Genomic DNA, 15,690 nt, shown 5'->3' with positions numbered 1-15,690 from the left:
CAATTAAAATTTGACTCTAAAACTAATATTTGGAGTTAATTTTAAAGAACGATTATTGATTTCAGTGATGGAATCGTCAGCGTTAAGACTAAAATATCTATTAATTATATTGGTTTGGTTAAAGATATTCCAAATAGAAGCGCCAACTTCTGCCTTTACACCTTTTGAAAACTTAAAGTTATAAATTGCTGAGATATCAGTTCTTATATAAGCTGGTAATCGTTCACTATTTGGTGCATTATATTCAATAACAGAATTTCCATTATCCTGAGAGCTAGAAGGCGACGTAAATGGTCTGCCAGAATGCCAATTTATACCAAAACCTACTTTAAAATTGTTTTTGCTGTATGTAAATGATGCATTAGCGACATGCTTCAAATCTAAGGTGTTGGGAAATGCATTGCCATTATTTAAATTTTCAAAATGATAATCATTCTTACTATACGAGTAACTTAACCACGTACTTAAATTATTAAACCGTTTATTTATTAAAAAATCGATGCCTTTTATAGTGTACGAGCCTATGTCATTAATAAATTGAAACTGATTTTGAAACGCTTGACTTTGCGCTGTAATACTAGCAACGTTTTTGTAGTATGCCTCTAATGAAATAAGCAATTTATTTTGGTTATAACTTAGACCTGAGGAAATTTGTTGGCTTTTAATTAAAGGTATATTGCTATTATTGGCGAGCTGCCATCTTCGTTTTTCGATACCTAAAAAATCTTGTTGTAAATCTGTAATTTGGGTAATTGACTGACTTTTTAGTTCTCCCAATATTTCTAATCTAAAATAATCTGATATTTTTTGATTAAAAGCAAAACGAGGTTCAATTATCAATTCTTGTAGTTTGCCAAAGTAACTAATTCTCGCGCCTAATCTTAAATGTGTGTCTCTAGATTTAGAGTATCTTTCTACTTCTCCAAAAATGGCGTGTGTTCTAATTATTTCTTTCTTAAGACTTACAAAATTAGGGTTGGTAACGTCCTCAAAATTAGTAACACCAACCTCATTAAATTGATAGCCAAGATTGATGTTTAAATTTGAATTTAGGGCATTTAATAGGTCAATTCTTAAACCGTAATCTTCAACTATATTTTCTTGTTCTAAACTTTGGTTGCTGGTTACATTAGTGTTTTTTGCATCTAAGTCATAATTGGAATAATAGATTTGAGCAGATAAATTAAATCCTTTTTGTAATTGTTTAGAATAATTTGCACTTGCACCATAACTAACTTGATTCAGAATACTTTTAGATTCTTGGATACTGTTGTCTGAAGCAATGTAAACCTGATCATAGTCTAAATTATTATACATGTTTAAGAAATTGATTCTTAGTTTTGAGGTTGGATCAATATTGTATAAAAACTTGGCATTAAAGTCATAAAACAAAAAGCGTTCATCTAGTGCTAATAGTGTATTATTTGTGGTGTTTAATTCAGAATCTCTAAAGATGCGATCAAAGTAGGAATCGTACGTTTTTGATACGGCCAAATCTGTAAAGGAACGTCTGGCAGCTAACTGTAATTCTGTTTTATGGCTAAGGGAGATTTTAGCAAAACCATCTACACTTAACATATTTCCACCTAAACCTCCAGAACTGTTTCCATCGATCTCATCGTCATTTTTTATAGCAATTGTACTCGATACCGCATTACCAAATTTGGCGCTTGTGCCATTTTTTGATATGGTAATGTCTTCAGATAAATAAGGGTTGAATGCAGAGATTAATCCGAAAAAATGTCCAGATTGGTACATTCTTATACCTTCGTACAAAATTAAATTTTGGTCGTTAGTTCCACCTCTAACATTAATGTTAGAAATACGTTCATCCACACTAATAATACCTGGCAGATTTTGAACAATTTGTAAAACATCTGGTTCTATTAATCCAGGTAAAATATCAAAGGCTTTACTATTAGCTTCAATGGTTCCATTATTGGTTTTAGAAATACCTCTAGTTAAGTAATTTGTGACGACAACTTCCTCTAGTTTTTGTATGCTAGATAGTGACTCTGTTGATTTTAATGGTGTAATGGCAATAAACCGTTCACTTAATATTTCAAAATTAAGTGGTGTTCTTAATTTTAACTGATGTATAACCTGTTCTAGAGATAGCTCAGGATATAAAGGCGCTACAGTTATATTTTCAATGGTTTTGGTTTCGAAAGAAAATTTTACATTGTATTTTTCTTCAAGCGCTGTAATAATTTGAGCAAGCGGTTGTTTTTCCTGATCCTGACTATAAGAAAGGTTGCAGAAGGTAAAAGATAATATGAAGAAAATTAAACAGAGTAATTTTTTATTCACGCTTTAATAAAATAGATTTTCCTGATTTGCTATAGTTTAAATTTAATGGTATTGTAACAGATTTCAGGGCTAAATCTAAATTATTATGAGTAAAACTTCCTGTGAATAAACGCGAGGTATCAATTTTATCTGTATTGAACTTAAAGTCGTAATGATTTTCAAACTCAGTAATGACGTGTTTAAGAGCTACATTTTTAAAGCTGCTTTCGCCATGCAACCAATTGGGTTGCACAGCGTTTTCTTTCTCGTCAGCCAATAGTTTCCCATCAATAAGTTTAAAAGTATGTCCTGGATTTAATTTTACAGTTTTATTGTTGTGAGTTACACTTACTAAGCCTTCGTAACACGTAACTTCAAAGTAAGATTCGCGTTGTTTTACATTAAACTGTGTACCTAAAACACTTACAATTCCTTTTGAGGTAATGACATCAAATTTTTGACCTTTAGCAACCTTAAAAAAAGCTTCGCCTTGTAGTCTAACCTCTCTGTTATTTTCCCATTTGTTTTCATTGAAAGATAATAAAGAATTAGCATTTAATTCTACTGTTGAATTATCTGGTAATGCAATAGTTTGTTGCTCAGCAATGATGGTGTTAATTTGTGTATCTGTATTTGAGGTATAGAAATATACACTAAGAGCTATAGCCAAAACGGCAGCTAACCTTAGCAAAGGTTTTAACCATTGCCTAGTGCTAGAATTCTTAGTTTTAAGCTGAGGTAACAGCTTTTTGTAACTCTGATCTACAGAAAATTCTGGTGCCTTGAAACCTTTTAAGGTGGCATCTAATTTAGTTAATTCTGAATAATCCTCTAGCTGCTCAAAAGCATTTTGCTCTTCAGTATTTAGGTTATTATCTAACCATTTTTTTATGAGTTCTTCTCGTTTCATAATCGTAATTCAGGTATATAACAGCTTACGTTTAAAAATCCCTACCTGATATTAAAGGTTTCAAAGTTTTAAAATTTAAGGACTTTACGTTTTTTACAACCAACAACCAACTAAATCCCATCTATCTCCTCACGCAGCTTCTTCAGTGCGCCATAAATGCGTTTCTCTACACCTTTTACAGAGATATCTAATAGTGCTGCAATTTCTTTAAAACGTTTGCCTTCAACTCTATTCATTAAAAAAGCGACGCGTTGTGCTTCGGTTAAATTACCTATAGCTTTTTGTAATTTTATTTGGTATTCCTTTTCTTGTAAAATAAATTCGGGTGTCTCATTTGTTGCATGTTTTTGAGGTTGCTTTGTGTATTTTAAAACAACTTTTTTATGCGCAATGACATTAAGCATTAGATTATTTGCTGTGGTAAATAAATAACTCTTTGCTTTTTCGGGTTTTATTTTACCACAATTTTGCCATAATTTTATGTAAGCCTCTTGAACTTGATCTTGCGGATTTAAGTGCTCGCCAAACTTGTAATACAAAAAATCATGCAGGTTTTTGGCATGTTTTCTATACAAGCGTTCAAATAATTGAGATTCACAAATGTTGTTGTGTAAAGGTTTACTCATAGGTCTAATTAGGCGCTACAAATTATAAATAAATTTTTAATATTTAAGAGTAGGGTTTTTATCTTTTAATCTGTTATATAATAAATAGTTAAATCTACGTTGCTATGAAAACCAAAATCAATTATCTATTTTCGGTTATCCTTTTTGCCCTTTTAGCTTTTACATCTTGTCAGGATGAAGTTAATGATATTGAGAATCCAGACGATCAAGAAACTATTGTTCCTAATTCTTCATTGGCTAATCTTATGAGTAATGTTGTTACAAATAATGGCGCTATTGATGATTTTTTAGATAACTCAAGTTGTTTTTCTGTAGAATTGCCAGTTACCATTGTAGTAAGTGATATTACAATCATTATTGAAACAGAGGCAGATTTAGAAGATTTAGAAGATTTGCTTGATAATGTTTCTGTAGATGAAGACGCATTAGACTTTATATTCCCAATTACCATTGTTTATAATAATTACGAAGAGGTTGTTATTGCAAATACAGATCAGTTACAAGCATTTATTGATGAATGTATAAATGAAAATGATGATGATATTATTGAGTGCGCAGATTTTGTTTATCCTGTTTCGTTTTCTGTTTTTAATTCAGACTTTAATTTAGTTGAAACCATCGTTATTGAAAATGATGAAACCTTATATGATTTCTTAGATGAATTAGAAGACGATGAAAATGCTTTGATTGTGAGTTTAAATTTTCCTGTTTCAATAATCTACGCAAATGGCGAAATTATAGAGGTAAATTCAAATGAAGAATTGTCAGCAGCCATTGAAAATGCAGAGCAGTTTTGTGATAATGAAAATGATGAATGCTTAGAAGATGAACTAGCGTTTAGTTTAATAGAATGTCCTTGGGATGTTTATTTGTATACCAATAATGATTTAGAGAATTTAGATGGCCCATTGAGTTTTGCCTTTAGTGATGATGGTAATGTTATTGTATCCGGAATTTTTCCTGATCCTTACATCACAACTTGGGAATTAAATACTACAGACAACGGATTGGTGTTACATATTGAATCATTGTATTATTATGAAGCACAATTAGGAAATTGGTTAGTTGTAGAATGTGATGACGATAATATTAGTTTAGAATACCTTTCTATTGAAGGCACAGGTATGTTTTTAGAGCAGAATTGTGACGATGATTTGGATTGTTCAATCTCAGATATTAGTAATATTTTACAAGAATGTCCTTGGGATTTTTCGGATGGAACTGGGAATTTTCAGAATCATCAATTAATTTTTAACGACAATGGTGAATTATTAATTTCAGAAGGCATAGCAACCTCTGCAATTGGTGGTAATTGGAGTTTAGAATCTTCAGATAATGGTATTGTTTTAACCTTTTCTGAGCTCACAGCATTTCAAAACGTATTAGGAGGAGATTGGTTAATAACTGAGTGCGATGAGGATGACATAGTGATTAGTAGAGCGAATCAAACTATTGTTTTAGAGCAAGATTGTATTGGCGATTTAGATTGTTCTGAAGATGAAATATATATTAATTTATTAGAGTGTGCGTGGGAGTTGCAGTCCAATCTTTTTGATTCATTAGTACCTTTTTATCTTTATTTTATGCAAAATGGAGGCGTTTTCAATGCTAATAATGATATACCAGAAAGTCAAATAGGAACTTGGGAATTGATTACTGTTGGTTCCGATATTTATATGGAACTAAACCTTTATCAAGGATTTGAAAACTTAAGCGGACAATGGCAAATTGTTGAGTGTGTAGATGATATGCTGTATCTTGTTAATGACAATAACTTTATCAGTTTGTCGCAAGATTGTGATCTACAAAATGATGAAATTCTATTTAATTGTTTTGGAGATTTTGAGATTGTAGAATGTACACAACCGAACAATATTCCTATTTATAATTTAAGTGCAAACACCATTGGTTTAGTAGATTGTTCAGGATCCTTTTTACCTTCATTCCACGTAACATTAGCAGATGCAGAGAGCAATGTTAATCCTATTGCTAACACAGAAGCATATGCTACGTTAGAGTCTCAAGTTTATTTAAGAATTGAGGCAGAAAGTGGAAATTTTGAAGTTTATACAATTTATCTAAATACTGAAGATTGTAATTATTTTGAATGTTTTGAAAGTTTCGATGCCGTGATTGAAGTATGTGATAATGGAACCGATGGACCATATGAGTTTAATTTGCCTGTTGCTTTTTCAAACTGTACGCCAAGTGCAGATAATGTAACGTATTATGTAACATTGTCAGATGCAGATATTGGAGTCAATGCTATTGCCAACCCATCAAGTTTTAATACGGTTGATATTAATTCTACGGTATTTGTTAGGGTAGAAATTAATAATCAAACAGAAATATTTCCAATTCAATTAAACGTCATTAGCTGTAATATAGGAAGCTGTACAGAAGGCAATATAGATGGCATATTAACAGAATGCATTTGGAATGTTACCAATTACAACGGAAGTGATAATCTAAGCGATTATAATTTTCATTTTGAAGAAAGTACAGGAGTCGTTGTCATCTATAATGCCTCAAATACCATAGATGCTAATTGGTCTACATCACAACCAAATGACACCGTGATTATTGAATTCTCAAATGTAGCTGGTCCAAATATTCAGGCTGTAAATGGGAGTTGGTATGTAGTAGAATGTACTGCAAGTCAGTTGGTTTTGCATAATATAAATGATAGTAGTAATGAAATAGTTCTAGATAGAACCTGTGAATAAAGAAAAGTGCTAAAGGTTAGTAATTTTAGTAAGTTAAGTTGATTGAAAAGAGTCTCTCGTTATGAGTGGCTCTTTTCGTTTTTTACTAAGAAGGAAGCGTTTCGTTAGGCTGAATATTTAGCAATTGAAAGCTACAATTAAGGCTAAAAACTTATTCATCAAACACATTAGTAATTCCCTCATAAATTCTTAAATTTGCAGCTTATTAAATAATTACAGACTGCTTCATTGCAGACTGAAAATAGAATACTAGAAACATGTTCAATAATTTAAGTGATAAGTTAGATAAAGCGTTACACGTATTAAAAGGTCATGGTAGCATAACAGAAGTTAATGTTGCTGAGACTCTCAAGGAAGTTAGACGTGCGCTTTTAGATGCCGATGTTAACTTTAAAATTGCGAAAGAATTTACCGTTAGAGTTAAAGAAAAAGCACTTGGTCAAAATGTATTAACAACATTACAACCAGGTCAATTAATGGTAAAACTCGTTAAAGATGAGTTAACTGAACTTATGGGAGGCGATGCAGAAGGTATTAATCTTTCTGGTAATCCTAGTGTTATTTTAATGTCTGGTTTACAAGGTTCTGGTAAAACAACCTTTTCTGGTAAATTGGCTAATTATTTAAAAAATAAAAAAACTAAGAAACCTTTATTAGTGGCATGTGATGTTTATCGTCCTGCAGCAATAGATCAATTACATGTTGTAGGCGATCAAATAGGTGTTGAGGTTTTTAGTGATAGAGGAAATACAGATCCTGTTGCAATTTCGCAAGCTGGTATTGCACATGCAAAAGCTAATGGTCATAATGTAGTGATTATTGATACAGCTGGTCGTTTGGCAGTAGATGAGGCCATGATGACAGAAATCTCTAATATTCATAAAGCTATTAAGCCACAAGAAACATTGTTTGTGGTAGATTCTATGACAGGTCAAGATGCTGTAAATACAGCAAAAGCCTTCAATGATATCTTAAATTTTGATGGTGTTATCTTAACTAAATTAGATGGTGATACTAGAGGTGGAGCAGCAATTTCTATTAAGTCTGTGGTAAACAAGCCAATTAAATTTATTGGTACAGGCGAAAAGATGGAGGCGATTGATGTCTTCTATCCTTCTCGTATGGCAGATCGTATTTTAGGAATGGGTGATGTTGTGTCTTTAGTTGAACGTGCACAAGAGCAGTTTGATGAAGAGGAGGCAAGAAAAATCCAAAAGAAAATAGCAAAAAACCAGTTTGGGTTTGATGATTTCTTAAAACAGATTCAACAAATCAAGAAAATGGGTAACATGAAGGATTTAGTAGGTATGATTCCTGGTGCAGGAAAAATGATGAAAGATATTGATATTGATGATGATGCCTTTAAAGGAATTGAAGCTATTATTCACTCTATGACACCAGAAGAACGTTCAAATCCATCAGTTATTAACGCAAGTCGTAAAAAGAGAATTGGTAAAGGTTCAGGTACATCTGTACAAGAAGTAAATCAACTCTTAAAGCAGTTTACTCAAATGAGTAAGATGATGAAGATGATGCAAGGTGGAGGCGGAAAACGCATGATGCAGATGATGAAGAATATGCCTAAGTAACTTAGTTTACAGTCTCAGTCTCAGTTTTACTTAAGAAGTGTTTGAATTTAAAATTTGAGGAAAAGAAATATATATGGATTTCAAGAAATTATTAGCATATCAAAAAGCATTTGACTTAGCTATGTTGATTTTTGAAATATCTAAATCATTTCCTAAAGAAGAGAGATATTCTTTAACTGATCAAATTAGGCGCAGTTCTCGTTCTGTTAATGCTAATATTGCAGAAGCATACAGAAAAAGAAGGTACCCAAAGCATTTTGTGAGCAAACTAACAGATTCTGATGCTGAAAATTCAGAAACAAATACATGGCTAGATTTTGCTTTGGCTTGTAAATATATTTCGATTGAACAACACGAAAATTTATCAAATCAAGGAATTGAAATTGGTAAATTAATAAATTATATGATTAATAATCCAGGAAAATTCGGAGTAAAAGTAGAATGATTTTTTTATAGTTTAGTTAAAGCCGCAAGAGTAATTTCTGAACACTGCGACTGAAAACTTATATAATAAGATTGTTTTACTGAATACTGTGACTGTGACTGAAAACTTATAGAGATGACAATTCTAGACGGAAAAAAAGTAAGTAACGACATTAAAAACGAAATCAAAGCGGAAGTCGATAAGATGAAAGCGAATGATGAAAAAGTACCACACTTAGCAGCAGTGATTGTTGGTAATGATGGTGCGAGTTTAACTTATGTGGGTAGTAAGGTGAGAGCCTGTGAACGTGTAGGATTTGAATCTACAATGGTCCGTTTATCTAATACCACAAGTGAAGTTGAGTTGCTCGATAAAATTGATGAGCTTAACAATAATGACGATATTGATGGTTTTATAATTCAATTGCCATTACCACCTCAAATTAATACGCAGAAAGTATTAATGGCCGTTGATCCAAATAAAGATGTTGATGGATTTCATCCAATGAATTTTGGTAAAATGTCATTAGACATGTCAACTTTTATACCAGCAACACCATTCGGTATTTTAGAATTATTAGATAGATACGAAGTTGAAACTAAAGGGAAGCACACCGTTGTTATAGGTCGTTCTCATATTGTTGGTCGTCCAATGAGTATCTTAATGGGAAGAAAAGGTTTTCCAGGAAATTCTACAGTAACACTAACACACAGTCATACAAAGAATATAACACAGATAACATCTCAAGCAGATATCATTATTTCGGCATTGGGTATTCCTAAATTTTTAAAGGCTGAAATGGTAAAAGATGATGTTGTTATTATTGATGTAGGAATTACAAGAGTGCCAGACGATTCTGAAAAAGGTTACTACATTACAGGTGATGTAGATTTTGATGCTGTAAGTAAAAAAGCTAGTTTTATCACACCAGTTCCAGGAGGTGTTGGGCCAATGACTATTGCGATGTTATTAAAAAACACATTATTAGCAAGAGAGCAACATAGAAAGCATAACAGATAATATTTTATATGAATTTATTAGAACTACTTATTGTACCATCAAAAGTTACAATAGGTAGTTTTCAGCATATAACTCCTATTCTTTTTGGTGTTATATTTACTATGTTTCTTATTAATTATTCTAGAAAACGATTAACGAAAACTGAGCAAGGAAAAACCATTCATTATCTAGGTTGGTTTATTTCCATTACAGTTATTGGTTTTCACTTATATCGAATAGCCTCAGGTAATTATAACTTTAAAACCGATTTACCGTTATATCTCTGCAGTTTAATGGGGCTTTTAATTCCAGTTTTTACGAAATATCGTAAATTTTGGATGTTCGAAATTTTAGTGTTTTGGGTAATTGGAGGAACTTTACAAGGCATTATTACGCCAGATATTACTACAGGTTTTCCTAGCTTTGATTATTTTAGATATTGGGTTGTACACTTAGGTTTGTTTTCCGTTATCTTTTATTTCATATCCGTTTTTAACATGAGGCCTAATTTAAGAAGTGTATTTAAGTCATTTTCGGCACTACAAATTTATGTTGTTATAATGGTAGGTGTCAATTATATATTAGATGCTAATTATTTTTACTTAAATGAGAAGCCAAAATCAGCATCAATATTAGACTATTTCGGAGAATGGCCTTATTACATTTTGGTGGTTCAATTAATTGTTATTCCGTTATTTTTAATAATATATTTACCGTTCTATCTTTCAGGTAAAAAAAATAACTACTTAGCAAATAGCTGATCCGTATTCTTAAAAGCTTTGAACTCTAAAGCGTTTCCTGATGGATCTTTAAAAAACATAGTGGCTTGCTCACCAACTTGACCTTTGAATCTAATATAAGGTTCTATTAAAAATGTAATGTCTTTCAGTTTTAATAATTCTGCGAATTCTTGAAATTTATCCCATTCAAGAACAACACCAAAATGCGGAACAGGTACATCTTTACCGTCAACCAAATTAGTGTGTGCGTCGTCTTCTGGTTTTGATTTGTAATGAATGACTAATTGATGTCCAAAGAAATTATAATCTACCCAATGCTCACTACTACGGCCTTCTTCAAAATTTAAAATATTGGTATAGAAGTCTCGGCATTCAGATAAATTTGAAACAGGAATTGCCAAATGAAAAGGTGATAAAGCCATAATTAGCGTCTAGATTTTCTATATGATTCTTGGTTGTCCTCATAAGTTTTTACTGAATCAGCAATGAGATTGTTTAGTGTTTTAAACTCTTCTTTTGTTAATTCTCGATATTGACCTAAGGGTAAATCAAGCTTTATATTCATAATTCTAACACGCTTTAGCGTCTGCACTTCGTAATTAAGATATTCGCACATTCTACGGATTTGTCTGTTTAATCCTTGTGTTAAAATAATGCTGAATGTAAACTTGTCTATTTTTTTAACGATACATTTTTTGGTGCGTTTACCCAAATCTTCAAGATAAATGCCACCCGACATTCGCTCAATAAAAGTTTGAGAAATAGGAATGTCTACAGTTACAATATATTCTTTTTCGTGATTATTACTTGCCCTTAAAATCTTGTTTACAATATCGCCATCGTCGGTAAGAAGAATTAATCCCTCACTTGGTTTATCTAATCTACCAATTGGGAATATACGTTTTGGGTAATTTATATAATCAATAATATTATCTTTTTCTACACGTGTGTCTGTAGTACAAACAATACCAACCGGTTTGTTGAATGCTAGATAAACAAAGTCTTGTTTGCGTTCGCCTATGATTTCTCCATATACTTTAACAACGTCGTCTGGTGCTACTTTAGTTCCCATTTCTGGGATAACATCGTTTATGGTTACTCTACCAGCTTCTATTAAGCGATCTGCGGCTCTACGCGAGCAATAACCTGCTTCGCTGAGGTATTTGTTAAGGCGTTTTAAATCTTCTGACATGCAGCAAAAATACAATAAAGATTAGTCATTAATAAACCCAATAATCTTAGGTGTTAAAGAAGTGTCTTTTAAACCATGTCCATATCCAGTGGTTATGATAAATTCAGAATTGTCATAACGATTGGCCAAAAGTTGTCCATCTTCAAAAGGAATGATTCTGTCTTTTTTATCATGGATAATTAAGCCTTTTGCAGTAGTAGACTTTAAAAAATCTGCTGTAGAAAAATAGGAGACAGGTTGACCAAAACGTTCAAGAACTATTTTGTCTAATCCATTAGATATTCTATTATTAAATCCCATCATAGATTTATATCTGCTGAATACACCTGTGAAGTGAGCAGGAGCGCCTAATAAAACCATTTTTTCTATAAATGGAAGTTCATTAAGATACGTGCTAAATACGCTTGCCATGCCACCAACAGAATGACCAATTAAAACTTCTGGTTTAAATTTTTTGGCAACTACGCTTATAAATTCCGAATATAACACAGCGTTAAATTGTTTGCCGCCAGACCTTCCATGAGCAGGTGCATCTAAAGCAACAATGTTATAATCTTGATCTTTTAAATCTTTTAAAATATAGTCCCAACGTGATGCATTGCTTTCCCAACCATGTGCTAAAAGAACAGTTTTGCCTTTGCCAACCCAACGATACGTAGCGATTTCTAAATTATTATAGCTTATTTCTTCAAAGAAAGCTGAATCTATAACGCGTTTTTGATCATTATTATATCGTCCTTTTCTTGGAGAAGCGAATAGCGATAATGCTTTTTTAGACGCTAATTTTGACGACACTAAACTTGTAGCGTTAAGGGCATTGCCAATAGATTTCATAACAAAACTACTCATACGCTTATTCTTCTCGGTTTACGGATTCTATAGAAAATGCAGGTAAGCAAATAGCTAAATATTCGCAAGGTTCGGTAAATGGGTTAGAGTATTGTAATCTTGTATTTTTATTTACTTTAATGGATTGGCCAGCCTCTAAAACAATTATTTCATCATCAATTATGAATTGTTTTTTGCCTTTAATAATAAAGGTGTACTCATCAAATTCTGGTGTTTGAAAAGGTTCAGACCAACCAGCAGGCGCTACCATATGTGCAATGCTAATATTAGAGTTGCCATCTGTAGCATTGCCAAAATGCTCCTTAATTATTTTTCCATCTTCTGTTGGTACAACAAATGGAGAATTTTGGATTTTATATTTTTCCTGCATATTTTTATTTAAAAAGGGTAATTAGTAACTAGTATTACCAGTGTAACATGAAATATTTAATCTTTGCTTTTTCTGGAATTTGAATTGGATCTATATTCATTTCCATATCAAAACGCATACTAGCTGGTAATTCTTTCTTATCTATTGTAAAAGATGCATTAATTTCATTCACAGAGACTACGATTACATTTATAAGGTTATCTACTTTAGAGATTTTGTAGGCATCTTTAATATCTTTAAATGTGCTTAAGGCAGTAATGTTTTTGTCCGTTTTGTAACGTTGATCTAAAATGCGAACACTAGCAATTACTGAAGTTGAGTCTAAGCTTTCTCTTGGCGATATGTCAAGTAACTTTTTACCGCCTTTTTCAAAAACTTCAATAGTGTTTACTGAGCCTATAAACTCGTCGCCTGCAATGAATCGCACAACGGAATCTGAGCTAAAAATAGCGTCTATATCTTTTACTTGTGTAGAATCAGTTAATAGTCCAATACGATTTTTTTTAATTAAAAAAGGGTCTGGAGCTTTATCTTTGGCGCAACTTGCTAATAATACAATGCTAATAAGGGCAACAACTAAGGTGTTTTTCATTTTTTGATTTGAGATTATTTAATCATTTTACTTAATATACCAAGAACACCTCTAATTACAGTTGCGCTTGTTAAAACTTTAACAATAGGATTCATTCTAGTGCTTTTTCTTCTAGAGGTACTTGTTTTTCTTTTGCTTTCGGCACGTTTTAAAGCTTCTTTTTCTTCTTTAGCTTTTTGTTTTACTTCTTCAGCTTCTGCTTTCTCAATTTTTTCATTGAGCATTTCATAAGCGCTTTCTCTGTCAACTTCTTTGTTATATTTTTTTGCCAATTTAGATTGAGCTAATAGTCCACCAAGTTCAGATTCTGTTAAAATATCCATTCTACTCATAGGAGCACGCATCATCGTTGCAGCCAAAGGTGTAGGTTTTCCTTTTTCGTCTAATGCAGAAACCAAAGCTTCTCCAATACCAAGTGAGGTTAAAACTTCTGCTGTATCGTAATATTCAGTGTCAGGATAATTTTGAGCTGTTAATTTAATAGCTTTTCTATCTTTAGCTGTAAATGCTCTTAAGGCATGCTGTACTTTAAGTCCTAATTGGCCTAAAACAGCTTCAGGAACATCAGTCGGGTTTTGTGTGACAAAATACAAACCAACGCCTTTACTGCGTATTAGTTTTACGATACTTTCAATCTGATTTAGTAAAGCGCTAGATGCTTCATTAAAAATTAAGTGAGCTTCATCAATGAACATTATGAGCTCTGGTCTTCCGCTATCACCTTGTTCTGGAAATGTAGAATAAATTTCGGCCAATAAACTCAACATAAATGTTGAAAATAATTTAGGCTTATCCTGTATATCTGTTAAACGAATAATGTTAATGTATCCTTTTCCGTTTTCATCAATACGTAATAAATCTTGAGTATCAAATGAGGTTTCTCCAAAGAATAAATCGCCACCTTGTTGTTCTATTTCTATAAGTTTTCTGAGAATTGCTCCTGTTGAAGCTGTAGAAATACGACCATAAGATTCTTCAAATTCTTTTTTACCTTCACTTGTTGCATATTGCAATATTTTCTTGAAATCTTTAAGATCTAATAACGGTAATTTATTGTCATCACAATATTTAAAGATAACAGAAATAATGCCAGCTTGAGTTTCTGTAACATCAAGAATTCTTGAAATTAATACAGGACCAAACTCACTAATGGTAGCTCTTAATCTTACACCATCTTGTTCAGATAAGGTCATTACCTCGACTGGGAAACCTTTAGCTTCAAAAGGAAGTCCAATTTTTTCATGACGTTCATCGATTTTTACATGGCCAGGACTTGGTTTCGCTAAGCCACTTAAATCTCCTTTAATATCCATTAATAAAACAGGGATACCTTTTTCAGAAAGATTTTCGGCTAAAACTTGTAATGTTTTCGTTTTTCCGGTACCAGTTGCTCCTGCAATTAATCCATGTCTGTTCATGGTTTTTAAAGGAACATTTACAAAAGTGTTTGTCATAGTTTCGCCATTGAGCATAGCAGAACCTAGAGTAATATAGTCGCCTTTGTACGTGTTTCCGTCGGTGATCTCTTTTACGAAAGTCTCAGAATTCTTCATTAGTCATAAAATTTGGATAAAAATAATGTAATTTTAATCAAGTATGAAATAGTTTGCCCTTGCAATCACAGTATTTAAAAGACAAATTAGTGCTATAATTGATGTTAGATCATGCAAATCTTGAGTTTGATGAAATCTAAGCCTTAAAACAGACAACTAAATAACTATCTTTGCAGCCTTATGACAAGAAGAGAAAGACAAGAGTTAATAGATAAAGGATTGCTACTGCCATTAATGGAAGAGTTTTATACCATACAAGGTGAAGGGTTTCATAAAGGAACAGCAGCATATTTTGTTAGAATTGGTGGTTGTGATGTCGGTTGCCATTGGTGTGATGTAAAAGAAAGCTGGTTGGCAGAATTGCATCCGCCAACGGAAACAGAGAAAATTGTAGCAAATGCCGTAAAGTATAGTGACACTATTATAGTTACGGGAGGAGAGCCTTTAACTTGGGATATGGGACCATTAACCAAACAACTTAAAGAAAAAGGTGTGCAAACGCATATTGAAACTTCAGGTGCCTATAAATTAACTGGTGAATGGGATTGGATTTGTCTTTCGCCAAAGAAAATGAAATTACCAACGCAAGAGGTTTATGACAATGCACATGAACTAAAATGTATTGTATATAATAATGATGATTTTAAGTTTGCCGAAGAACAAGCAGCAAAAGTTGGTGGAGATTGTATCTTATACCTACAGCCAGAATGGAGTAAACGTGATAAAATGATGCCACTAATTGTTGATTATGTTATGGCTAACCCTAAATGGAAAGTTTCCCTACAAACACATAAATATTTGAATATACCTTAGAAACTAAAATAGACTAGT

The 15,690-nt window shown here is 32.4% G+C and carries 15 protein-coding genes; 6 read left to right on the top strand and 9 right to left on the bottom strand.

Going from position 1 to position 15,690, the window contains the following annotated elements:
- Positions 1-3: 3 nt before the first annotated feature.
- The 3 genes from Q0891_RS14145 to Q0891_RS14135 all read right to left on the bottom strand — a co-directional run bounded on the left by Q0891_RS14145 (position 4) and on the right by Q0891_RS14135 (position 3,825).
- On the bottom strand, positions 4-2,310 hold the full coding sequence (locus Q0891_RS14145) for a TonB-dependent receptor (RefSeq protein WP_299102614.1): 2,307 nt from the start codon (positions 2,308-2,310) through the stop codon (positions 4-6).
- Complete coding sequence (locus Q0891_RS14140; protein WP_299102612.1) at positions 2,303-3,199, bottom strand: FecR family protein; 897 nt, start codon at positions 3,197-3,199, stop codon at positions 2,303-2,305. Before Q0891_RS14140 ends, Q0891_RS14145 begins: the two co-directional genes overlap by 8 nt.
- A 110-nt stretch (positions 3,200-3,309) precedes the next feature.
- Positions 3,310-3,825: a sigma-70 family RNA polymerase sigma factor gene (locus tag Q0891_RS14135; RefSeq protein ID WP_299102610.1), complete on the bottom strand. Its 516-nt coding sequence runs from the start codon at positions 3,823-3,825 to the stop codon at positions 3,310-3,312.
- A gap of 104 nt (positions 3,826-3,929) precedes the next feature.
- Between Q0891_RS14135 and Q0891_RS14130 the strand changes: the two genes are divergently transcribed.
- From Q0891_RS14130 to Q0891_RS14110, 5 genes are all read left to right on the top strand, one after another.
- Complete coding sequence (locus Q0891_RS14130; protein WP_299102609.1) at positions 3,930-6,551, top strand: hypothetical protein; 2,622 nt, start codon at positions 3,930-3,932, stop codon at positions 6,549-6,551.
- 257 nt (positions 6,552-6,808) lie between these two features.
- A complete protein-coding gene (gene ffh, locus Q0891_RS14125; protein ID WP_299102607.1) occupies positions 6,809-8,140 on the top strand; it encodes a signal recognition particle protein in 1,332 nt (443 codons plus the stop codon).
- A gap of 73 nt (positions 8,141-8,213) precedes the next feature.
- The gene (locus Q0891_RS14120) at positions 8,214-8,585 is read left to right on the top strand and encodes a four helix bundle protein (protein ID WP_299102605.1); all 372 of its coding nucleotides are present in this window, start codon (positions 8,214-8,216) and stop codon (positions 8,583-8,585) included.
- A gap of 114 nt (positions 8,586-8,699) precedes the next feature.
- Positions 8,700-9,584, top strand: a complete 885-nt coding sequence (locus tag Q0891_RS14115; protein ID WP_299102603.1) for a bifunctional 5,10-methylenetetrahydrofolate dehydrogenase/5,10-methenyltetrahydrofolate cyclohydrolase — start codon at positions 8,700-8,702, stop codon at positions 9,582-9,584.
- A gap of 8 nt (positions 9,585-9,592) precedes the next feature.
- Positions 9,593-10,324, top strand: a complete 732-nt coding sequence (locus Q0891_RS14110; protein WP_299102601.1) for a TIGR02206 family membrane protein — start codon at positions 9,593-9,595, stop codon at positions 10,322-10,324.
- Here the strand turns inward: Q0891_RS14110 and Q0891_RS14105 are convergent.
- Genes Q0891_RS14105 through Q0891_RS14080 form a run of 6 tightly spaced genes read right to left on the bottom strand, consistent with a single transcriptional unit; the run spans position 10,306 to position 14,859 of the window.
- Positions 10,306-10,728, bottom strand: a complete 423-nt coding sequence (locus Q0891_RS14105) for a VOC family protein (protein ID WP_299102838.1) — start codon at positions 10,726-10,728, stop codon at positions 10,306-10,308. The genes Q0891_RS14110 and Q0891_RS14105 overlap by 19 nt on opposite strands.
- Entirely contained in the window at positions 10,728-11,495 is a 768-nt protein-coding gene (rluF, locus tag Q0891_RS14100) for a 23S rRNA pseudouridine(2604) synthase RluF (protein WP_299102599.1), read from the bottom strand. The genes Q0891_RS14105 and rluF overlap by 1 nt, the downstream gene beginning before the upstream one ends.
- A gap of 21 nt (positions 11,496-11,516) precedes the next feature.
- Positions 11,517-12,344: an alpha/beta hydrolase gene (locus Q0891_RS14095; RefSeq protein WP_299102597.1), complete on the bottom strand. Its 828-nt coding sequence runs from the start codon at positions 12,342-12,344 to the stop codon at positions 11,517-11,519.
- 4 nt (positions 12,345-12,348) lie between these two features.
- The gene (locus tag Q0891_RS14090) at positions 12,349-12,714 is read right to left on the bottom strand and encodes a cupin domain-containing protein (protein ID WP_299102595.1); all 366 of its coding nucleotides are present in this window, start codon (positions 12,712-12,714) and stop codon (positions 12,349-12,351) included.
- A gap of 34 nt (positions 12,715-12,748) precedes the next feature.
- Positions 12,749-13,306, bottom strand: coding sequence for a hypothetical protein (locus tag Q0891_RS14085; RefSeq protein WP_299102594.1), 558 nt, complete (start codon positions 13,304-13,306; stop codon positions 12,749-12,751).
- A gap of 14 nt (positions 13,307-13,320) precedes the next feature.
- Positions 13,321-14,859 carry a helicase HerA-like domain-containing protein gene (locus Q0891_RS14080; RefSeq protein WP_299102591.1) on the bottom strand — a complete coding sequence of 513 codons (1,539 nt, stop codon included), beginning with the start codon at positions 14,857-14,859 and terminating at the stop codon, positions 13,321-13,323.
- 180 nt (positions 14,860-15,039) lie between these two features.
- On the opposite strand from Q0891_RS14080, the gene Q0891_RS14075 reads away from it, so the two are divergent.
- The gene (locus Q0891_RS14075; protein WP_299102589.1) at positions 15,040-15,672 is read left to right on the top strand and encodes a 7-carboxy-7-deazaguanine synthase QueE; all 633 of its coding nucleotides are present in this window, start codon (positions 15,040-15,042) and stop codon (positions 15,670-15,672) included.
- Positions 15,673-15,690: the final 18 nt, after the last annotated feature.

It is taken from the genome of uncultured Winogradskyella sp. (genome assembly GCF_947498005.1).
GTDB lineage: Bacteria > Bacteroidota > Bacteroidia > Flavobacteriales > Flavobacteriaceae > Winogradskyella.
This window is presented reverse-complemented; position numbering and strand designations above follow the sequence as displayed.